Raw genomic sequence first — 19781 nt, 5'->3', positions numbered from 1 at the left:
AACGCTCGTTCGTCCCTCGCCTCCATTTCACTTTCGGGTATCCTTGATTGCCATGACCAAGCAGAGTTGGCTGATCCTTGCGCTCACCGCCGTCGTCGGCCTCAGCGCCTGCAAGATCTTGCCGACGCCTTCCGCGCAAAGTGGCGATAGCGCCAACAGCTCTGCCTTCAGTCCCGACAAGATGGTCGAGGATATCTGGGCCTCGAAGGTCATTCCCTATCTGCAGCAGAAGGCAGGACCCTTCGCGGAGGTCCATGCGCTGGCCAAGACCGATCAAGCCGCCGCTGGCGCGAAATACGGCAATGCAAAGAAGCAGGCGAATTCGCCGTGGACCTTCGCGGTGCGCGTCGAAGGTAAGATCGTCGCAGCCAACACACAATCACGCGCTGCCACCATCGATGTCGACGTCGATGGCGACGGCAAGGCGGATGCGCGGGTGCAGATCGGGCCGGCCATGCGCGGAACGGCGCTGCGCGACAGCCTGGATTTCGTGCAGTTCAACGACTTCACCAACCAGATCGACTTCGCCCAGTTCGGCAAGGCCTTCAATGCTTACGCCGATAAGACGGTGCTGTCCAAGCTGCCGCGCGACGGGCTCGAGGGTCGAACCGCGAAGGTGCTCGGCGCTTACACGATCGAGAGCGGCCAGGATCTCCCGCTGGTGACGCCGGCGGAGGCCGAGATCGGGCCGAAGCCATGAGTTCCGGTCACGACGTCATTCTCAAGCTGGAAGACATCTCCAAGGTCTATGCCGGCACCGTCGCGGTCAAGCACGCGAATTTCGAGGTGCGCAAGGGCGCGGTCAACGTGCTGGTCGGCGAGAACGGGGCCGGCAAGTCGACGCTGATGAAGATCATCGCCGGCGTCGAACGGCCGACCGCCGGCCGCATCCTGCTCGACGGCAACGAGGTTTCGTTCTCGTCCTCCGGAGATGCCGTCGGCCGCGGCATCGGCATGGTGTTCCAGGAGCTGAACCTGTTCGGCAACCTCTCGGTCGCCGAGAACATCTTCGCCACCCGCGAGCTCACCAACGCCTTGCGCAAGATCGACCACAAGGCGCAAGAGCGGCGCGCCGCCGAATTCCTCGAACAGCTCGAAGCCGGCATCCGGCCGGACATGCTGGTCGAGGATCTGCGCATCGGCCAGCAGCAACTTGTCGAGATCGCCAAAGCGGTTTCGCTCGACGCGCGCGTGCTGATCATGGACGAACCGACCTCGGCGCTGAGCGCTGCCGAGGTCGATATCCTGTTCAAGGTGATCGCCGATCTCAAGGCGCGCGGCGTGGCCGTCGTCTACATCTCGCACCGACTGGAAGAGCTGATCCGCATCGGCGATTACATCACCGTGCTGCGCGATGGTCGCATCACCGGCCAGGAAGAAATGCGAAACGTCGACACGCAGTGGATCGTGCGGCAGATGATCGGCTCGGACGCAAAGGATTTCGCCAAGGCCGACGGCCACCAGCCGGGCGGCGAGGTGTTCCGCGCCGAAGAAATCTGCCTGCCGCGCGTCACCGGTGGGTTGGCGGTCGATCACGTTTCGCTGTCGCTGCGCGCCGGCGAGATCCTCGGCATCTACGGGCTGATGGGCGCCGGGCGCAGCGAACTGTTCGACTGCATCATGGGCCGGCACGGCCAGGCGAGCGGCAGGATCTTCATCTACGGCAAGCAGGTCAAGGAGCGCGACACGACACGGCGCATCCAGCGCGGCCTGGCGCTGATCCCGGAGGACCGGCAGCGCGAGGGCCTGGTGTCGATCCTGTCGGTGGCCAGCAACCTGACGCTGGCCAGCCTGTCGCGCTTCGTCAGCCTGTTCCACATACGCGGCGGGGCCGAGCGGCAGGCCGTCACGCAGATGGTGCGCGAGCTGGCGATCAAGGTCGCCGACCCGGCGCAGGAGGTGTCGTCGCTTTCTGGCGGCAATCAGCAGAAGGTGGTGATCGGCAAGGCGCTGCTCACCGGACCGAAGGTGCTGTTGATGGACGAGCCAAGCCGCGGCATCGATGTCGGCGCCAAGGCCGACGTGTTCCGCACCATGCGCAAGCTTTCGCGCGATGGGCTGGGCATACTCTTTGCCACCTCCGATCTCGACGAGGTGATGGCGTTGTCCGACCGGATCGCGGTGATGAGCAACGGAAAACTGACGGGCATGTTCGATCGCGCCGAGGCGACGGAAGCGGCGATCGTGGCCGCATCGGCGCTTGGCCATGGACCCGCGCACGGAGAGCAACGCCGATGACCGACATCCCCGCCAAGGCTGCCGCGCCCTCCGCCTCCAGCGGCTCAATGCTCTTGACGCTGATGAAGCTCAGGACCTTCATCGCGCTGATTGCCGTGCTGGTATTCTTCTCGATCGCGGCGCCGAATTTTCTGTCGGCCGCCAATCTGATCCTGATGGCCAAGCACGTGGCGCTCAATGCTTTCCTCGCCATGGGCATGACCTTCGTCATCATCACCGGCGGCATCGACCTGTCGGTCGGCTCGATCGTCGGCCTGTGCGGCATGGTCGCCGGCTATCTCGTGCTCAACGGCATCGATCTGCAGATCGGCTATACCGTCTATTTCAACGTTGTTGAGATCGCCCTCATCACGCTTGCCGTCGGCATACTGATCGGCGCCGTCAACGGATTGCTCATCACCAGGCTGAATGTCGCGCCCTTCATCGCCACGCTCGGCACGCTCTATGTCGCGCGCGGCATGGCGCTCTTGTCGTCCGATGGCCGGACCTTCCCTAACCTCGTCGGCAAGCCGGAGCTTGGCACCACCGGCTTCGGCTATCTCGGCGCCGGCAAGGTGCTTGGATTGCCGGTTTCGATCTGGATTCTGGTGGTGGTCGCGCTGGGAGCTGCCTATCTCGCGCGCTACACGCCGCTCGGCCGCCACATCTTCGCTGTCGGCGGCAACGAACGCGCTGCGCGGATTTCGGGTGTGCGGGTCAACATGGTCAAGATGTTTGTCTACATGTTCTCCGGCTTCTGCGCGGCGATCGTCGGCCTCATCATCTCGTCCGAGCTGATGGCATCGCATCCGGCCACCGGCGAGAGCTTCGAGCTCAACGCCATCGCGGCCGCGGTGCTTGGCGGCACCTCGATGTCTGGCGGTCGCGGCACGATCGGCGGCACCATAGTCGGCGCCTTCGTGATCGGTATCCTTTCCGACGGACTGGTGATGATGGGTGTGAGTTCGTTCTGGCAGATGGTGATCAAGGGCCTCGTGATCATCGTCGCGGTCGTCGTCGACCAGGCCCAGCGCCGGCTGCAGAGCCGCGTGACGCTGATGCAGATGGCAAGGGTAGGCTGATCATGTCGACCTTGCGTGGAGCGCTGATCGGCTGCGGTTTCTTCGCCGTCAACCAGATGCATGCCTGGCGCGACATAGACGGCGCCTCGATCGCGGCTATCTGCGACCGCGATCCCGAGCGGCTGAGGATCGTCGGCGACCAGTTCGGCATAGCGAGGCGCTACAGCGATGCGGCCGCGCTGTTTGCCAATGAGACGCTCGACTTCGTCGACATCGCGACTACCGTCAACAGCCATCGGTCACTGGTCGAGATGGCGGCCGATAACCGCGTTCCCGTCATTTGCCAGAAGCCGTTTGCGCCGACGCTTGCCGACGCGAAGGCCATGGTGAAAGCCTGCGCCCACGCGGGCGTGCCGCTGATGGTGCATGAGAACTTCCGCTGGCAGTCGCCAATCCAGGCAGTGCGCGCGGTGCTCGACAGCGGCGAGATCGGCAGGCCGTTCTTCGGCCGCATCTCCTTCCGATCGGCCTATGACGTGTTTTCAGGGCAGCCTTATCTTGCGACCGGCAAGCGCTTCATCATCGAGGATCTCGGCATCCACATCCTCGACATCGCCCGCTTCCTGCTCGGCGACGTATCGAGCCTCACCGCGCGTACCAAACGCGTCAATCCTGACATCGCCGGCGAGGATGTTGCGACAATGCTGATGGACCACGACAGTGGCGCAACCTCGGTGGTCGATTGCAGCTACGCGACGAAGCTTGCCACCGAACCGTTCCCCGAGACTCTGATCGAGCTCGACGGCTCGGACGGCACGATCCGGCTGGCTCAGGGCTACAAGCTCACCGTAACCGGCAGGAGCGGCACGAGCGTCACCGATGTCTCACCGCCGCTACTCACCTGGGCGTCACGGCCCTGGCACAATATCCAGGAAAGCGTCATGACGATCCAGAAACATTGGGTGGACTGCCTTGCCGCTGGCAAGGAACCCGCCACCTCCGGCGCCGACAACCTCAAGACATTCGCGCTGGTCGAGGCAGCCTATGCCGGCGCCGCCAGCCGGCAACCGGTGCGGATCGACGAGCTGCTCAAATGACCGCCGATCCGATCCTGCTCTACGGCACACGCGCGGTCGAAGCCGAACCGGTCCGGCTCGTCGCCGGCCCGCTCAGCGCCGACTTCGCCAACGGCAATCTGCGCAGCATCCGCCATGGCGGCATCGAGGTGCTGCGCGCCATCGCCTATATCGTACGCGATCGTGACTGGGGCACCTATGAGCCGGTGCTGGCGGATCTAGCGATCGAACAAGCCGACGATCGTTTCTCCGTGCGTTATTCGGCAAGCTGCGAAGGTCCAGGCGGTAGCCGGCTCGATTTCCGCGCCACGATCGAAGGCCACGCCGACGGCCGCCTCAGCTTCGATGTGAGCGCGCTCCCCGACGTCGATTTCAAGACCAACCGCTGCGGCTTCTGCATCCTGCATCCGATCGCCGGCCTCGCCGGCAGCCCGGTCAAGGTCGAGCACACCGACGGCACCATCGTGGATACCAAGTTGCCGCTGCTGATCGACCCCTGGCAACCGTTCAAGGGTATGCGCGCCATCACCCATCAGGTGCGGCCGGGCGTCAGCGCCGAATGCCGGATGGAAGGCGACATTTTCGAGATGGAAGACCAGCGCAACTGGTCGGATGCTTCCTACAAGACCTATGTGCGGCCGCTCGCTCTCCCATGGCCCTATGTGCTGCCGGCCGGCCAGCCGATGCGCCAGACGATCAGCCTGCGCATCACCGGCGGCTCCAAGCAGACTGCCGCGGCACCCGGCGCCGAGCCGGTCCGCATCGAACCCGGCGAGACCGGAGCGAGGCTGCCCGATGTCGGTGTGGTCATTTATCCGGAAGATGTCGAGGCGGCGTTAGACGAGCTGCCGCTGCTCGAGAAGCTTGGCCCACAGCAGCTCCTCCTTCATTACGATCCGACACGCGGCCATGGCCTGGACGCCTTGCAGGCTCATGCCAGGCTTGTCGCCGCGTACCCGGCTGCGACGACGCTTGAATGCGTGGTCGCCTGCGCCGGCGATCTCGACGCTGAGCTCTCCGGCGTCGCCGAGATGGTGCGCAGAGCGGGCCTGCGGCTCGATGCCGTCGCGGTCTCGCCTTCGGTCGACCGCCAGTCAACGCCGCCCGGCAGCGCCTGGCCAGACTGTCCGCCGCTCGAGGACGTCTACGCAGCGGCCCGCCGCGCCTTTCCGGGCCTCCGTCTAGGCGGCGGCATGTTCAGCTATTTCACCGAGCTCAATCGCAAGCGCGTCCCAGCCGGCGCGCTCGATTTCGTCACCCATTGCACCTGCCCGATCGTGCATGCGGCGGACGACCTCAGCATCATGCAATCGCTGGAGGCGCTGCCTTTCATCACCCAGTCGACAAGGGCGATCTATGGGGCGAAGCCTTATCGCATCGGCCCGTCGACGATCGCCATGCGGCAGAACCCCTATGGCGGCGCGACCAAGGACAATCCAAACGGCCAGCGCATAGCCATGGCCAATCGCGATCCGCGCCATGCAGGCTTGTTCGCCGCCGCATGGACGATCGGCTATGCCGCGCGCGTCGCGCCGGCCGGGCTGGAGATGCTGACGCTATCCAGCTTTGCCGGACCGTTCGGCGTGCTGGCGGCCGCCGGTGAGCCCGCCGAGGAAGGAACGCCGCGGCCGGTCTTCCATGCGGTGCAGGGCTTTGCCGCACTGGCCGGCCATTCGCAGATTGCCGTGCGCGTCAGTGACGATCGCGTGGCCGTTCTGGCGGGCCGCTCACCAGCCGGCGTCATCACAGCCTGGTTGGCAAACATCACGCCGGACAATGTAGCGGTCGACACCTCGGCGCTGCTTCGCGAAGCGGCAGGTCCGGTTATGATCTGGGAAGGAGCGGATGCGCGCGGGTTTGACCCAGGTGCAGCTTCGGGGCACCTGACAATGCCCCCCTATGGCATAGCCAGGGTCGGCTGAAGCTACTTTTCGGAGTTCATCACGTAGAGGGCGCGCGAGCGTTCGAGGTGTTTGATCATCGCCTTCTCGGCCCCTTCGGCGTCGTTCTTCTCGATACAGCCGATGATCTCTTCGTGCTCAGTCAGCGTGAACTTTTCCTTGCCGGTCCAGATCAGCATTTCCGTGTGGTATTCCTTCAGCCAGCCGAGCATCGCTTCGCTGACCGCGACATAGATCGGATTGCCCGAGATCGCCGCGATCTGGGAGTGAAACTTCATGTCGGCGGAGATGAAGGCCTCGGCATCGCCGCGCGCGCTACGTTGCTCGGCGACGGTTGCCCTGAGCCGCTGCACATCCTCGGGCGTCGCCTTCTCGGCCGCTTCCCTGACCATGCCGCGCTCGAAGAAGATGCGCGCGCTCTTCAAATGCTCCAGCGTGTCCTTCGATGACGACAGGATGATCTTGGCCGCGCCGTCGACCTGCTTGATGATCGACTTGGCAGTGAGCTGCAGCACCTTGGCGCGCTCGCCATGCGAGATGGCGACCAGGCCCATATTGCTCAGCGCCTGCATCGCTTCACGAATCGCCGGCCGGCCGACCTCGAAGCGCTCCATCAGCTCGCGCTCGGACGGCATGTCGTCGCCTGGCTGCAGTTCACCGCTGGTGATCAGCCGCTTCAGCCTGGCAAAGACTTCATCGGAAAGCTTGCGTCGGACGATCGGTTCCGAACGGTTCATCGCCGCGAATCACTCCCTTGGCCCTGATTCCAATCTAGCACCGCGACCGCAATTTCCAGAATGCCCGTCATGCTTTGACGTCGCGCCGGGCGGATACTGCTTGCAATGCTTATGTACTCATTATACCAGATTTTGAACTCAGGGAATTCCTTTCCTGGCCTTTCGACTGGGTATTGCCGGCCATGATCACCCTCACTTATCGCATCGAGACCTCAGGGAGCATCGAGGGACTGGCGGCCAAGATCGCCAGCGACCAGTCGACCGGTACCTTCGTCGCGCTGCCTGGGGAAACCGAGGAGCTAAAGGCACGAGTGGCCGCACGCGTGCTGGCGATCCGGCATCTGCCGGACGCGGCGCAACCTTCCATTCCCGAGGCCGGCAGCGGTCCCTTCAAACGTGCCGATGTCGACATCGCCTTTCCCTTCGACGCGATCGGCACCGACCTCGCGGCGCTGATGACGATTGCGATCGGCGGCACCTATTCGATCAGAGGGTTGTCTGGCCTCCGTGTCGTCGACATGAAGTTGCCGGAGGAATTCAGGGGCGCTCATCCAGGCCCCCAATTCGGTGTTGCCGGCAGTCGCCGGCTGGCCGGCGTCGAGGGCCGCCCGATCATCGGCACCATCGTCAAGCCGGCGCTGGGTCTGAGGCCCGCTGAGACCGCCGCGATGGTCGGCGAGTTGATCGAGGCCGGCGTGGACTTCATCAAGGACGACGAGAAGCTGATGAGCCCGGCCTATTCGCCGCTGCCGGCGCGGGTCAAGAAGATCATGCCGCTGATCCTCGACCACGAGCAGAAGACCGGCAAGAAGGTGATGTACGCCTTCGGCATCTCGCATGCCGACCCGGACGAGATGATGCGCAACCACGACCTGGTGCTCGAGGCCGGCGGCAATTGCGCGGTGGTCAACATCAACTCCATCGGCTTCGGCGGCATGGCTTTCCTCAGGAAGCGTTCCGGGCTGGTGCTGCACGCGCACCGCAACGGCTGGGATATCCTCACCCGCCATCCCGGCCTCGGCATGGATTTCAGGGTCTGGCAGCAATTCTGGCGGCTGCTCGGCGTCGACCAGTTCCAGATCAACGGCATTGCGTCCAAATACTGGGAGCCGGATGACTCCTTCATCCGCTCCTTCGAGGCGGTGACGACACCGCTGTTCTCGCCCGAGGATTGCGCGCTGCCCGTGGTCTGCTCCGGCCAATGGGGTGGACAGGCGCCGGAAACCTATCGACGCACAGGACGCACGGTTGACCTGCTTTACCTCTGCGGCGGCGGCATCGTCAGCCATCCGGACGGGCCGGGAGCCGGCGTGCGCGCCGTGCTGCAGGCCTGGCAAGCTGCGGTCGAGGGCATTCCGCTGACGGAATTTGCCAAAGACCATGTCGAACTTGCGCGCTCGATCGAGAAATTCGCCGACGGCAAGGCGGCCTGAGCATGCAAGACCTGCTTCTCAGCTACTATGGCGACGACCTGACCGGCTCGACCGACGTGATGGAGGCACTCGAGCTCGGCGGCGTGCCGACCGTGCTGTTCATGCGCAAGCCGGATAACGACCTGCTTGAACGCTTCGCGCATTGCCGCGCCGTTGGCCTTGCCGGCACCAGCCGCAGCGAATCCCCGCAATGGATGGACACGCATCTCAAAGCCGCTTTCGCCTGGCTGAAGTCGCTCCAAGCCGAGATCTGCCACTACAAGGTCTGCTCGACATTCGATTCCAGCCCGACGATCGGCAGCATCGGCCGGGCGATCGAGATCGGCCACGAGGTGTTCGCGCAAGACTGCGTGCCGCTGGTGGTCGGCGCGCCGCAGCTCAAGCGCTACACCGCCTTCGGCCATCTTTTCGCGGCCTACCGCGACAGATACTACCGCATCGACCGCCACCCGGTGATGAGCCGCCACCCGGCGACTCCGATGGATGAATCGGACCTTCTGGTGCACCTGTCACGCCAGACGAACTTTCCGTCTGAATTGCTCGACCTGGCGACGCTGCGTTCGCCGACTCGGTCCGCCACCTTCGACAGACTGGCCGCCGGATCGGCGATCCTGCTCATCGATGTCGACGGTCCCGAAAGCCAGGCGCTGGCCGGCAAGGAGATCTGGCGCGCCCGCAAGCCGGGCGGCTACTTCGTCGTCGGCTCCTCCGGCATCGAATATGCATTGCTCGCCGAATGGAAGCAGAGCGACGATCGGGCCGCCGAAGCCACTTTCACGTCGCCCGGTGCCGCCGACCGCATCGCGGTGGTGTCCGGCAGTTGCTCGCCGACGACGGAACGGCAGATCCGGCATGCGATGAGCGACGGCTTCGACGGCATCGAGGTCGATCCGGTCGAACTGGTGTCGGAACATTCCGACACCACCATCGCGCGTGCGGTGGCAGCCGGCAAGGCTAGCCTCGAGGCCGGGCGCAGCGTCATCCTCTACACCGCGCTCGGCCCCACCGCCGATCGTGGCGCCGAGATCGACCGGAAGGAAGGCGCCCGCCACAAGCTTGGCCGCGGCCTCGGCGAACTGCTTCGCGCCTTGACCGTCGAGCAGAAACTGAAGCGCGTGATCATCGCCGGCGGCGATACGTCAAGCCATGCGCTTGGACAGATGGGCGTCGATGCGCTGACGGTCAGGATGCCCCTCCCGGCCTCGCCCGGCTCACCGCTCTGCGTCGCCCACTCCGGCATCGCGGCAATCGACGGGCTGGAGGTCGCGCTGAAAGGCGGGCAGGTCGGAACCGACCGCTATTTCCTGGCCATCCGTGACGGTTTCGGCGACTGACAGCCATGCCGCACCAGACCGCATTCGGCTCGCAGCCGCCAAGGACTGACCGATGACAGAGATGCCCCAACTGTGGATCGGGACCAGCTGGAAGATGAACAAGACGCTGGCGCAGGCGCGCGCCTTCGCCGACGGGCTGCTTGCCGGCCCGGAAGGCGACGCGCGTATCCAGCGGTTCGTCATCCCGCCCTTCACGGCGGCGCGCGAGGTCAAGGCGATGCTGAAGGATACGTCCGTCAAGGTCGGCGCGCAGAACATGCACTGGGCCGACGAAGGGGCATGGACGGGCGAGATCTCGCCGCCGATGCTCAAGGACTGCAACCTCGATATCGTCGAGCTCGGCCATTCCGAGCGGCGCGAGCATTTCGGCGAGACCGACGAGACCGTTGGCCTCAAGACGGAAGCCGCGGTGCGCCATGGCCTGACGCCACTGATCTGCATTGGCGAGACATTGGCCGAGCGCGAGGCCGGCGTTGCTCGCGACGTTCTCGACAGGCAGGTGCGCGGCGCGCTCTCCAAGCTTGGCGCCGCGCAGAAGAGCGCGCCGATCCTGCTCGCCTACGAGCCGGTCTGGGCGATCGGCATCAAAGGCATTCCGGCAACCTCGGACTATGCCGACGCCCGCCAGGCGGAGATCGTCGCTACTGCCCATGACATGCTCGGGCGCCGTGTCCCTTGCCTCTATGGCGGTTCGGTCAATCCCGGCAATTGCGCCGAACTCATCGCATGCCCGCATATCGACGGGCTATTCATCGGGCGCTCCGCCTGGGCTGTCGAGGGCTATCTCGACATCCTCGCCAGATGCGCCGCAACATTGTAGAAGGAATTGACCATGAGACTTGCAGTGGCCGGCGACAGCGCCGGCGAAGGCCTCGCCAAGGTTCTCGCGGATTACCTGAAAGACAGGCACGAGGTGTCGGAAGTGTCGCGCGCCGAGGGCGGCCCCGACCCTTTCTATGCCAATCTGTCCGACCGCGTCGCCAGCGATCTGCTGGCCGGCAAATATGATCGAGCCATCCTGATCTGCGGCACGGGGATCGGCGTCTGCATCTCGGCCAACAAGGTGCCGGGCATCCGCGCGGCGCTGACCCACGATACGTACTCGGCCGAGCGTGCCGCGCTCTCCAACAATGCCCAGATCATCACCATGGGGGCGCGCGTCATCGGCACGGAACTCGCGAAAGCTATCGCCGATGCCTTTCTCAAAGAGACGTTCGACCCGCAGGGGCGGTCGGCCGGCAACGTCGCCGCCATCGATCAAGTCGACGCCAAGTACAACGCCCGCTAAAGCGCGTCGCGATCTTTCAGATTCGCTCCATGCGCTTTAGGTTTTTATTCTAAGCATGTCTTTATCCCGAAACCGGTTCCCACTTTCGGGAGACATGCTTTAGGCTTGCGGTGCCGGCCAACTCATTTCATCGGAAGCTCATCGCCCACAAAAAGAAGGGTTAAGCGGCTTTCATCGCATTGCAGATTTCTTCGATCAGCATAGCGGCCGAAATCGAGCCCGGGTCCGGGTGGCCCAGAGAACGCTCGCCGAGGCGTGCGGCGCGGCCGATGGTTGCGACCATGTTGCGTGTCGCTTCTGCTCCTTGCCGGGCCGCAGCGACTATGGCATCGGCACTCTGACCGTCGGCTGCGGCGTCCGCAGCCGGCCCCCAGGCGTCGAGCATTGTCTTTTGGCCGGGCTCCGCCTTGCCGCGCTGGACGATGCCGTCGCGCATCGCCACAATGATCGTTCGCAAATCAGCTCCCGGCATGGATAGGCGCGGACCCGCGGCCTTGCCGGCGCGCAGAAGAGCGGTTGCGTAGAGTGGCCCTGAGGAGGCGCCGACTGCGTTGAGAAAGCCTTTGGCAGCGGCATTGAAGACGTCCTGCAGCGTGCCTTCGGCGACCTGAGCTGCGTCCGACGCGGCCTTCATGCCTTGTTCCATGGCAATGCCGTGATCGGCGTCGCCGATCACCCCGTCAAGCGCGCAGAGCCTGTCGCGCTCGGTGGCCATCCGCTGGGAGAAGGCGCCAAGAAGGGCTCGCAAATTCCCGGTCGTAAACTCCATCTCGCTCAGCTCCGAAACATGGCGCAGTCGCAGGGATGGTCGATCATGCGTTGCAATTCGTCGTCGAGATGCATGACGGTGATCGAGGCGCCGGCCATGTCGAGCGAAGTGCAATAGGGACCGACCAGCGTCTTGTGGACAACCAGCCCGGCAGCCTGCAGGCGCTCCGCGATCCGCGCGTTCAGGATGTAGAGCTCCATCAGCGGCGTCGCGCCGAGCGAGTTGACGAGCACCGCGACATGATCGCCGGCCGGCGCCTTCATTTCCGCCAGGATCGCGTCCATGATTTCGTCCACGACATCGTTGGCCGAACGCAATGGCCCGCGCCGCACACCGGGCTCGCCATGGATGCCCATGCCGATCTCCATCTCGCCAACGGGGAGATCGAAGCTTGGCCGCCTTGTCTGCGGCAGGGAACAGGACGAGAGCGCCACGCCCATCGTGAAGGTGCGGTCGTTGGCGTGACGGGCGATCCGCTCCACCTCGTCCAGCGGCTTCATCAGGTCGGCGGCCGCGCCGGCGGCCTTGAAGATGAACACGTTGCCGGCCACGCCACGGCGCTTTTGCCTTTGGTCGCGCGGCGCCGACGCGATGTCGTCGGTGGTCAGCACCGTGCGCGCCTCGATGCCTTCCATCTCCAGAAGCTCGGCCGCCATGTCGAAGTTCATCACGTCGCCGGCATAGTTGCCGTATAGGAACAGCACGCCGGCGCCGCCGCTCGCGGCCATCGCCGCGTCGACCGCCGGTTGCGGAGGGGGCGAGGCGAAGACATTGCCGATCGCTGCGGCATCTGCCAGTCCCTTGCCGACATAGCCCAGGAAGGTCGGCTCATGACCCGAGCCGCCGCCGACCACCAGCGCTACCTTGCCGGCCCGCGGACCATGCTTGGCAACGACCGCGCGCGGGGCGTTGTCAGGGCGCCAGAGATGCTCGGGATGCGCGGCCATGATACCAACCAGCATTTCGTCCACGGCCGCATTGCCGTCATTGATCAGCTTCTGCGTCAGGCTCATCCGCACCTCCCTGCATCTCCGACCGCGAGACTAGAGCATGTCTCCCGAAACTGGGAACCGGTTTCGGGATAAAGACATGCGTAAAATCAAAAGCCTAAAGCGCATGGAGCGAATCTGAAAGATCGCGACGCGCTTTAGAGCAATTCCAGGAAAAGTGTGAAGCGGTTTTCCGCTCGGAATCGCATCAAAACGAAGAGATGGAGCGGCCTTGCGTTTTCGGCCGCACGGGTGGGGTCAGAGCGATCCCGAAGTGAACGGCCCCGAAAGCTGGTGCCTGCGCATAAGTGTGGAGAGGCGGTTCGCGGCCTCGGCGAATGCCTCGCCTCCGGAAGCGATCAATGCCTGCCGTTCCTGCTCGGACGCAGCCAGGATGCGTTCCCAGAACGCGGCGACGAGAGCGCTCGACCGGGCGAGATCGGCGGCAATGGCCTGATCGTCGGCCAGCGCCGCCAAATGCCGGGGTGTGATGCCGCCGATGCCGGGCGGGACTTTCGCGCCCATGTCGACAAAGCCCGGAGGCAGCGATCCTTTCAGATTGTGGACGCGATGCTCGACGACGGCGGCATAGATCTGATCGACCGCTTGCTTGGCCCCCGCGACGCGGGAAGGATGATCGGTGTCGGCCGCGGCATGAGGCAGAAGTTCCAGACGCTGGCCATGGGCCTCGACCAGCTTGAGATAGGGCAGCATCGGTCCCGAAATTGTGCCGCCGTCATTGAACAGGTCGGCATCGATCGCCGCATGGGAAACGCGCCCCGACGCCAGCGCGCGCCCCAGCGCTGACACGTCGACCAGTTCGCCACGATCGTAGTTGATGAGCACGGCGCCTGGGTTGAGGGCGGAAAGCACCTCGTCTCCGATCAGTCTGGCGTTGGCGTATTTTTGCTGGCCGGCGTCGAAAGCGCCCAGGCCGAGGTGGACCGAAAGCGCGTCCGCGCCGCGAGCCGCGTCCACCATGCTTGCTGCATAGTCGAAGCCTTCCAGCTCGATCCATTTCCGGTGACGGGGCCGCGCATGGATGGTGACCAGCATGCCGAAGGCCTGGCCGAGCCTGGCGAATTCCCGGCCGATATTGCCATAGCCGATCACCGCCAGTCTTTTGCCTTCGAGCTTCTCGGTCGGGTAATGGCGCAGGTCTTTTCCCGTATCGAACTGCCCGCTGGCAACCAGGGCGTTAAGCCTGTCCACCGGAAGATCCGGCCTGACTTTCAGCAGCGCCTTCATGGCCATTTGCGCGGTGGCGCGGCTGTTGATGCCAGGCGTGTTCATCAGCGGCGCTTCGCCGCCCTCTCCGCTGCCCGCACCCCAGGATGCCGAACCCATATTGCCGGTGCCGGCGCCGATGCGCACGCCGCCGAGGCGGAACCTGGCCTCCGCCGGAATGAAGGTCGCGGCGGCGATGACGGCGTCATAACGGCCCTCGCCTGCCTCGGCCAACAATTCGTCGCGCGTGCTCAATTGCGGCAGGTAGAAGAAATGCAGCTTGCCGGGGTCAAGAGGGCCGGCCTTGGCGATGCCTGTCTGGTGGAACACGCCACCCTTGGCTTCGATATAGGCCTTGACCTCGCTGTGGTCGGGATTGCCGTCGGCACCGAAGCGGAGGCCGACAAAGTCGCAAATCAGAATATTGGCTGATGTCATGAAGCGTCGTTTCCCTGCGGCTGCCTCCAGCTACTCCAATCCGTTATCCGATGGACCACGTGAAGCGTCATATCCGGGTCGCAAAGCGAGAGATCTGGCCCAGGAAGCTAGAACCTGTCGGCCCTGAACGGCGAGCACCCGCGATATGGCGCTTGCGCAAAAGAGCGAGCTTGCGCTCGAGGCCGGCCTCGTCGGCGTCAACCATATGATGGTGTCCACGCCGGAAACCCCGTTCGGTGGCGTGAACGAGTCCGGTTACGGATCGGAGTCCGGAATAGAGGGATTGGACGCTTATCTGCGAACCAAGTTCGTCACGGAGACCTGAAGCAGCCGCAGCGCCGGGCGGGCTGCTTCGGCTATTCCGCCGCGATCCGCTGGCCGGCGACGCGGCGGGAGAGCGCATAGCCCGCCTCGTCGACCGCCTGCGCAACGCGCTTGCGGATCGCTTCGGACACCAGCACGCCGTCTGCGAAATCCTTGTCCGTCGCATAGACCGCAGTGGGCAGCGCCAGGGCCTCGAAGAAGCCGAACAGCGGCCGCAATTGATGCTCGACGATCAGCGCATGCCGCTCGCCACCACCCGTTGCGAGCAGCAGCACCGGCTTGCCCCTCAGCGAGGCCGGATCGAGCAGATCGAAGAAGTGCTTGAACAGACCGGTATAGCTGCCCTTGTAGGTCGGCGATCCGACCACCAGCACATCGGCGTTGACGACCCTGTCGAGAATATCGCGGGCCTGCTGGTCGAGATCGCGCGCCCATTTGGCGCTGCCGAGCGAGGCGCCGACGTCCTCTATATCAAAGGTGCTGGCAGACAGATTATTGCGGGCCGCGATGTCCCTGACCACCTGCTCGACGAAACCGCGCGTCTTCGACGGCCGGGTGAAATTTCCGGAGAAACCGACAACGGTTGGATTGGGCATGCTCATTTCCCTCGAACGCCGGCGCTGGATCTAATGTCTATAATTTTTATAGACTCTAGCCTGCCTTAGAAGGAACGATCCGCCTTTCGAGGGCGTCTCCCCGAACAATTTTTCCATGGATCGGTCGGTTCATGGTTTCCATGGTCGAGCAGCTTGCCGAAGTTGCGGGCCGGCGGTGCCGCGCCGGTCCCGCGATCGCGCAACGGTCTGGAGGGGCCGATGCACGGCAATATTTGAATCCTCAGGCAACTTTGCGATCGGGCTGGCGCGCGAAGATCTCCTGGACCTTGTCCGCTATCGACTTGCCGAGGTCGCGGTTGTTCTGCGCCGTGAAGTGGATTCCGTCGCAGCCGTCGGTCGTGATGAAGTCACCGGCATTGAGGAAATCGACCTTCGCGAAATCCGCCATGGCGCGATATTCGGCCGCGAGCGCCGCCGTCTTCTCATGGCCGCCCGCGAACATGCCTTGGAAGAAGGGATGCGGCATCGGGGTCAGCGGCGGCGGCGCGACCACCAGCGCCTGGGGAGCCGGATAGGGTGTACCGACACCACCGGCGCTGGTGAGGATCTGGCCGACGAGCTTGGCCATGCCGTTGGCGATCTCATAGGGTGTGCGGCGGAAGAACGACTTGGTGTCATTGGTACCGAGCATCACGATGACGAGGTCGAGCGGCAGGTGGCTGGCGATGGCCGAGGGCAGGTAGGCGCTGCCGTTGAGGCGCGGATCGTTGGGGTCGTCGAGGCTGGTGGTGCGGGCGCTCAAACCCTCCTCGATCACATGGTACCCGTCGCCGAGATGCGAGGCCATCGCACCCGTCCAGCGGTCCTCATAGGCGTAGCGATGCGTCGGCGATCCCTCGATGACCGGAATCCAGCCCCAGGTCAGCGAATCTCCAAAACACAAGATCGATCTTTTGGTCATGTCTCCAATCCATTTCCCTATGCGATTGACTGTTGGCCGTTCCGGACTTGCCCGCTCAGCTCGACCTTTGCCTGATGCCGTAGAAGATCGCCGCGAGCAGGATGATGAGGCCCTGCGCGATCAGCTTGCCTGGCTCGTCGACGCCGAAGGTCGTCATCACCACGAACAGCAGCGCGAACGACAGCACGCCGAAGAACGGCCCCCAGACACCGCCCTCCCCGCGGCCGAAGACGACGCCGCCGAGGATGGTCGCGGCGACCGCCAGGATGGGCAGATCGAGGCCGACCCTGACGCTGCCGACGGCGATCGAAGCCGTCTGGACCAGCGCGGCAATACCCGCGAACAGACCAGCGAGCGTATGGGCAAGCACGACCGTGCGGGCGACCGGGACGCCGGAGAAATGTGCCGCCTGCGCGTTCTCGCCCACCGAGGTCACATAGCGGCCGAAGACCGTGCGCGACAGGAACAGCGACAGCGCCGCCGAAACCGCAACCCAGAAGATCACCGGCGTCGGCGCCGGACCGAGCTTGGTGTTGTAGATGTCGGCGAACATGCCGGGCACATCGCCGGGCGGCTTGCCGCTGGACAGATATTGCACGATCCCGACCAGGACGATGCCGACCGCGAGCGTCACGATGACGGCCGAGACCCGCCTCACCCCAACCATCAGGCCGTTGAACAACCCGACCGCGAGGCCGATGCCGAGCGCCAGGACGACAAAGAAGGCCATGGACGCGCCGGGGAAGACGCCGGACGAGATCGTGTAGTTGATGAGCAGGATGACGCCGCCGCCCGACAGGTCGATGCTTCGCACCCGCATGACCAGAAGCTGGCCGAGCACCAATATGCCGAGCGGCACGATCTGGCGCACGAATATGCCCATGATGTTGAGATTGAGCATGTTCGGCCGCGCGATCCACAGAACCACGAGCAGCACGGCAAAGACGTAATAGGCCGGCGGGACGCGCAGCAGGCGGCGCAAGACGGGATTGGCGAGCGCGGCTGCCACTTACAACCCCATCTTCTTGCGCGACTGCAGGGCGACCACCAGAAGCAGGATCGCCCCCTTGATGGTGGTCTGGATGAAAGGCGACACGTTCGTCAGGTTCATGCCGTTGGCGAGCAGCGCCATGACGAGCGCGCCGATGATGGTGCCGTGCAGGCTGCCGATGCCACCGGAAAGCTGGGTGCCGCCGATGGCCACGGCCGTGATCGCGTCGAGCTCGAACAACAGCCCGACATTCGGGTCGCCCGAGACGATGCGCCCGGCGAGGAAGATGCCGGCAAGCGCCGCGAAGCAGGCGCAGATCACATAGGCAAGCACGATGTTGCGCCGGTCGGCGATGCCGAAATTGTGCGCCGCATCCTCAACGCCGGACGACACGCCGCCGCCGATCGCGAAAAGATGCAGCCCGAAGCGGGAGCCGTAGAGCAGCTTCCAGGCGACCAGGAGGGTGAATACCCCCCAGAACACCGGCATGGGTACACCAAGGAAGGACCCGGCCACGGCGCTGATGACGATATCCGGCACCGTGCCGCCCGAAACCGGCCGCAGCACCCGCGTGATCCCGAGCAGGATGTATTGCGTCGACAGCGTCGCGATGATCGGGTGCACGTTGAAGCGGGTGATGATGAGGCCGTTGCAGAAGCCGACAAGCGCGGCCAGCGCGAACACCGCCGGGATCAGCACCCAGGCTGGTCCGCCGAGGGCGAGCACCGCCGTCGTGAAGCTGATCATCGAGCCGACCGAAAGGTCGAGCCCGCCAAGCAGGATGACGAACATCTGGCCGACCGCGGTGATGACGAGCGGCATCGCCTGCGGCACCAGATTGAGCAGGTTTTCCCCGTTCAGGAACTGCGCCGTCTCGAGGCTGAGCCAGAGCGCGATGGCCAGCGCGATCAGCAAGGGCAGCACCCACATGCCCTGGCGCGATCCTCTCGCGCCCGTCAGGCGTCTGCTGATGGCTGTCATCGGCGCTCACCTCTCGCCCCGTTGGCGTCCCCGTTGGCGCTGAGCGCGGCGTCGAGGATATTGTGCTCCGTGGCGTCGGCCGCCGGCATTTCCTTCACGACCGTGTCGTCGTGGACGACGCAGATGCGGTCGCAGAGCCCGATCAGCTCGACCGTCTCGCGCGACAGCACCAGCACCGCGCCGCCCTTGCGCGCAAAGTCGCGCAGCAGCCGGTAGATCTCGGACTTTGCGCCGATGTCGACGCCGCGCGTCGGCTCTTCGACGAGCAGGATGTCGATGTCGGCGGCAAGGTAGCGGCCAAGCAGCACCTTCTGCTGGTTGCCGCCGGACAGCGTGCCGACGATGGCGCCTGGACCGCTGGCTTTCACGGCAAGGCTCGACATCGTGTCGGCGATCCGCCGCTGATAGCCGGCGGCCAGCGCCAGTTCCGACCGTTTTGAATGGAGCGCGGCGGCAATGTTGTGCGCCACGGAAAGGCCGAGGAAGAGCCCGTCTTCCTTGCGATCTTCCGGCACGAAGCCGACGCCCATCGCCTGCAGCCTGCGCACGCCGCCACCAGGCGACACCGGCAAGGGCAGTAACTTGCCCTTGATCGTCACACGGCCGGCGAAGGGGTGGTATTGGCCGACCAGCGAGCGCAGGAAGCGCTGCTGGCCCTGTCCTTCCAGCCCGGCCAGCGCGACGATCTCGCCGCGGCGCAGCTCCAGCGAAAACGGCCTGGAGCGCTCGGTGATACGGAAATCCTCGACCGAAAGCATGGCGGGGCCAGGGGCATCGCCGCGCCTGGGAAAGAGGTCGGCAAGCTCGCGGCCGACCATCATCGCGATCAGCGACGCCGGCGTCATCTCGGCGATTGCTCTGGTGCCGACGAATTCGCCGTCCTTGAGCACCGTGACGGTATCGCAAATGGCGAAGATCTCGTCCATGCGGTGCGAAATGTAGACCACCGCCTTGCCCTCATCCTTCAGCCTGCGGATGTGGCGATTCAACACTTCGACATCGGCGGCATTGAGCGCCGCCGTCGGCTCGTCGAGGATGAACACGCTGGCGTCGGTCATGATGCCGTGCGCGATCTCGACGAATTGCCGCTCAGCGATGCTGAGCCTCGAGACCAGTGTGCCCGGATCGAGCGCGAGGCCGAGTTCGGCAAGCGCCTTGCCCGCCTCGCGCCGCATGCGGCGATGGTCAACGCCGCCGAAAGCGGTGGCCGGCTCCCGGCCGAGAAACATGTTTTCGGCGATCGTCAAATTGGGCAGCAGCGACAATTCCTGGAACACGGTGGAGATGCCGGCTTCCAACGCGTCCTTCGGCTTGTGGAAGACGACCTGGCGCCCGTCGCGCAGTATGGCGCCGCTATCGGGCTGGTGGACGCCGGCGAGTATCTTCATCAGCGTCGATTTGCCGGCACCGTTCTCGCCCATCAGCGCATGCACGGAGCCTGACTGGAGTGTGATCGAGACTCCCTTCAGCGCCGCCGTGCCGGCGAACGCCTTCCGGATATCCGACATTTCGACAAGGGTTTTCACGAAACAAGCA

General features: G+C 64.6%; 18 protein-coding genes and 1 pseudogene. 10 read left to right on the top strand and 9 right to left on the bottom strand.

From position 1 onward, the window contains the following. Positions 1 to 52 precede the first annotated feature (52 nt). The 5 genes from RFM41_RS21385 to apnL are packed head-to-tail and all read left to right on the top strand — an operon-like array spanning position 53 to position 6237. Positions 53 to 700 (top strand): DUF2291 family protein, encoded by a 648-nt coding sequence (locus tag RFM41_RS21385; RefSeq protein ID WP_320250805.1) that lies wholly within the window; start codon positions 53 to 55, stop codon positions 698 to 700. After that, positions 697 to 2238: a sugar ABC transporter ATP-binding protein gene (locus RFM41_RS21380; RefSeq protein WP_320250803.1), complete on the top strand. Its 1542-nt coding sequence runs from the start codon at positions 697 to 699 to the stop codon at positions 2236 to 2238. Before RFM41_RS21385 ends, RFM41_RS21380 begins: the two co-directional genes overlap by 4 nt. Then, the gene (locus tag RFM41_RS21375; RefSeq protein WP_320250801.1) at positions 2235 to 3299 is read left to right on the top strand and encodes an ABC transporter permease; all 1065 of its coding nucleotides are present in this window, start codon (positions 2235 to 2237) and stop codon (positions 3297 to 3299) included. Before RFM41_RS21380 ends, RFM41_RS21375 begins: the two co-directional genes overlap by 4 nt. Positions 3300 to 3301: 2 nt before the next feature. Then, positions 3302 to 4336 (top strand): Gfo/Idh/MocA family protein, encoded by a 1035-nt coding sequence (locus tag RFM41_RS21370; protein WP_320250799.1) that lies wholly within the window; start codon positions 3302 to 3304, stop codon positions 4334 to 4336. Next, positions 4333 to 6237 (top strand): D-apionate lactonase, encoded by a 1905-nt coding sequence (apnL, locus tag RFM41_RS21365; RefSeq protein WP_320250797.1) that lies wholly within the window; start codon positions 4333 to 4335, stop codon positions 6235 to 6237. Before RFM41_RS21370 ends, apnL begins: the two co-directional genes overlap by 4 nt. Positions 6238 to 6239: 2 nt before the next feature. Here apnL and RFM41_RS21360 read toward each other — a convergent pair whose 3' ends face one another. After that, the gene (locus RFM41_RS21360) at positions 6240 to 6953 is read right to left on the bottom strand and encodes a transcriptional regulator NanR (protein ID WP_320250795.1); all 714 of its coding nucleotides are present in this window, start codon (positions 6951 to 6953) and stop codon (positions 6240 to 6242) included. Positions 6954 to 7135: 182 nt separating this feature from the next. Here RFM41_RS21360 and oiaX point away from each other — a divergent pair, with 182 nt between their 5' ends. The 4 genes from oiaX to derI all read left to right on the top strand — a co-directional run bounded on the left by oiaX (position 7136) and on the right by derI (position 11008). Next, positions 7136 to 8386 (top strand): 3-oxo-isoapionate-4-phosphate decarboxylase OiaX, encoded by a 1251-nt coding sequence (gene oiaX / locus RFM41_RS21355; RefSeq protein WP_320250793.1) that lies wholly within the window; start codon positions 7136 to 7138, stop codon positions 8384 to 8386. Positions 8387 to 8388: 2 nt separating this feature from the next. Continuing rightward, the gene (locus tag RFM41_RS21350; protein ID WP_320250792.1) at positions 8389 to 9720 is read left to right on the top strand and encodes a four-carbon acid sugar kinase family protein; all 1332 of its coding nucleotides are present in this window, start codon (positions 8389 to 8391) and stop codon (positions 9718 to 9720) included. A 61-nt stretch (positions 9721 to 9781) separates the two neighbouring features. Then, positions 9782 to 10540: a triose-phosphate isomerase gene (locus RFM41_RS21345; protein ID WP_320251043.1), complete on the top strand. Its 759-nt coding sequence runs from the start codon at positions 9782 to 9784 to the stop codon at positions 10538 to 10540. A 12-nt stretch (positions 10541 to 10552) separates the two neighbouring features. Further along, positions 10553 to 11008, top strand: a complete 456-nt coding sequence (gene derI, locus RFM41_RS21340) for a D-erythrulose-4-phosphate isomerase (protein WP_320250790.1) — start codon at positions 10553 to 10555, stop codon at positions 11006 to 11008. A gap of 160 nt (positions 11009 to 11168) precedes the next feature. Here the strand turns inward: derI and dhaL are convergent, their stop codons facing one another. The 3 genes from dhaL to RFM41_RS21325 all read right to left on the bottom strand — a co-directional run bounded on the left by dhaL (position 11169) and on the right by RFM41_RS21325 (position 14431). Next, positions 11169 to 11777: a dihydroxyacetone kinase subunit DhaL gene (dhaL, locus tag RFM41_RS21335; RefSeq protein WP_320250789.1), complete on the bottom strand. Its 609-nt coding sequence runs from the start codon at positions 11775 to 11777 to the stop codon at positions 11169 to 11171. 5 nt (positions 11778 to 11782) lie between these two features. Continuing rightward, on the bottom strand, positions 11783 to 12790 hold the full coding sequence (locus RFM41_RS21330; protein ID WP_320250787.1) for a dihydroxyacetone kinase subunit DhaK: 1008 nt from the start codon (positions 12788 to 12790) through the stop codon (positions 11783 to 11785). Between the two features lie 234 nt (positions 12791 to 13024). Next, positions 13025 to 14431 carry an NAD(P)-dependent oxidoreductase gene (locus RFM41_RS21325; protein ID WP_320250785.1) on the bottom strand — a complete coding sequence of 469 codons (1407 nt, stop codon included), beginning with the start codon at positions 14429 to 14431 and terminating at the stop codon, positions 13025 to 13027. 136 nt (positions 14432 to 14567) lie between these two features. Between RFM41_RS21325 and RFM41_RS21320 the strand changes: the two are divergent. Then, positions 14568 to 14756, top strand: a pseudogene (locus RFM41_RS21320) (aldehyde dehydrogenase family protein); the annotation flags it as partial. 31 nt (positions 14757 to 14787) lie between these two features. Here the strand turns inward: RFM41_RS21320 and msuE are convergent. The 5 genes from msuE to RFM41_RS21295 all read right to left on the bottom strand — a co-directional run bounded on the left by msuE (position 14788) and on the right by RFM41_RS21295 (position 19771). Continuing rightward, a complete protein-coding gene (gene msuE, locus RFM41_RS21315) occupies positions 14788 to 15351 on the bottom strand; it encodes an FMN reductase (protein WP_320250781.1) in 564 nt (187 codons plus the stop codon). Positions 15352 to 15592: 241 nt separating this feature from the next. After that, positions 15593 to 16273 (bottom strand): SGNH/GDSL hydrolase family protein, encoded by a 681-nt coding sequence (locus RFM41_RS21310; RefSeq protein ID WP_320250779.1) that lies wholly within the window; start codon positions 16271 to 16273, stop codon positions 15593 to 15595. A 55-nt stretch (positions 16274 to 16328) separates the two neighbouring features. Continuing rightward, the gene (locus RFM41_RS21305; RefSeq protein WP_320250777.1) at positions 16329 to 17282 is read right to left on the bottom strand and encodes an ABC transporter permease; all 954 of its coding nucleotides are present in this window, start codon (positions 17280 to 17282) and stop codon (positions 16329 to 16331) included. Further along, positions 17283 to 18245, bottom strand: coding sequence for an ABC transporter permease (locus RFM41_RS21300; RefSeq protein ID WP_320250776.1), 963 nt, complete (start codon positions 18243 to 18245; stop codon positions 17283 to 17285). After that, positions 18242 to 19771 carry a sugar ABC transporter ATP-binding protein gene (locus RFM41_RS21295; RefSeq protein WP_320250775.1) on the bottom strand — a complete coding sequence of 510 codons (1530 nt, stop codon included), beginning with the start codon at positions 19769 to 19771 and terminating at the stop codon, positions 18242 to 18244. The genes RFM41_RS21300 and RFM41_RS21295 overlap by 4 nt, the downstream gene beginning before the upstream one ends. Positions 19772 to 19781 lie beyond the last annotated feature (10 nt).

Origin of the sequence: Mesorhizobium vachelliae (assembly GCF_033977325.1) — a bacterium.
GTDB classification, from domain to species: domain Bacteria; phylum Pseudomonadota; class Alphaproteobacteria; order Rhizobiales; family Rhizobiaceae; genus Mesorhizobium; species Mesorhizobium vachelliae.
Note: the sequence above shows the minus strand (reverse complement) of the source record. Positions and strands in the feature narration are given on the sequence as shown.

Excerpts from the sequence above, each read along its gene's own strand:
- RFM41_RS21385 (WP_320250805.1), top strand. The coding sequence starts at position 53 with ATGACCAAGCAGAGTTGGCTGATCCTTGCGCTCACCGCCGTCGTCGGC.
- RFM41_RS21380 (WP_320250803.1), top strand. The coding sequence starts at position 697 with ATGAGTTCCGGTCACGACGTCATTCTCAAGCTGGAAGACATCTCCAAG.
- RFM41_RS21375 (WP_320250801.1), top strand. The coding sequence starts at position 2,235 with ATGACCGACATCCCCGCCAAGGCTGCCGCGCCCTCCGCCTCCAGCGGC.
- RFM41_RS21370 (WP_320250799.1), top strand. The coding sequence starts at position 3,302 with ATGTCGACCTTGCGTGGAGCGCTGATCGGCTGCGGTTTCTTCGCCGTC.
- apnL (WP_320250797.1), top strand. The coding sequence starts at position 4,333 with ATGACCGCCGATCCGATCCTGCTCTACGGCACACGCGCGGTCGAAGCC.
- RFM41_RS21360 (WP_320250795.1), bottom strand. The coding sequence starts at position 6,953 with ATGAACCGTTCGGAACCGATCGTCCGACGCAAGCTTTCCGATGAAGTC.
- oiaX (WP_320250793.1), top strand. The coding sequence starts at position 7,136 with ATGATCACCCTCACTTATCGCATCGAGACCTCAGGGAGCATCGAGGGA.
- RFM41_RS21350 (WP_320250792.1), top strand. The coding sequence starts at position 8,389 with ATGCAAGACCTGCTTCTCAGCTACTATGGCGACGACCTGACCGGCTCG.
- RFM41_RS21345 (WP_320251043.1), top strand. The coding sequence starts at position 9,782 with ATGCCCCAACTGTGGATCGGGACCAGCTGGAAGATGAACAAGACGCTG.
- derI (WP_320250790.1), top strand. The coding sequence starts at position 10,553 with ATGAGACTTGCAGTGGCCGGCGACAGCGCCGGCGAAGGCCTCGCCAAG.
- dhaL (WP_320250789.1), bottom strand. The coding sequence starts at position 11,777 with ATGGAGTTTACGACCGGGAATTTGCGAGCCCTTCTTGGCGCCTTCTCC.
- RFM41_RS21330 (WP_320250787.1), bottom strand. The coding sequence starts at position 12,790 with ATGAGCCTGACGCAGAAGCTGATCAATGACGGCAATGCGGCCGTGGAC.
- RFM41_RS21325 (WP_320250785.1), bottom strand. The coding sequence starts at position 14,431 with ATGACATCAGCCAATATTCTGATTTGCGACTTTGTCGGCCTCCGCTTC.
- msuE (WP_320250781.1), bottom strand. The coding sequence starts at position 15,351 with ATGCCCAATCCAACCGTTGTCGGTTTCTCCGGAAATTTCACCCGGCCG.
- RFM41_RS21310 (WP_320250779.1), bottom strand. The coding sequence starts at position 16,273 with ATGACCAAAAGATCGATCTTGTGTTTTGGAGATTCGCTGACCTGGGGC.
- RFM41_RS21300 (WP_320250776.1), bottom strand. The coding sequence starts at position 18,245 with ATGACAGCCATCAGCAGACGCCTGACGGGCGCGAGAGGATCGCGCCAG.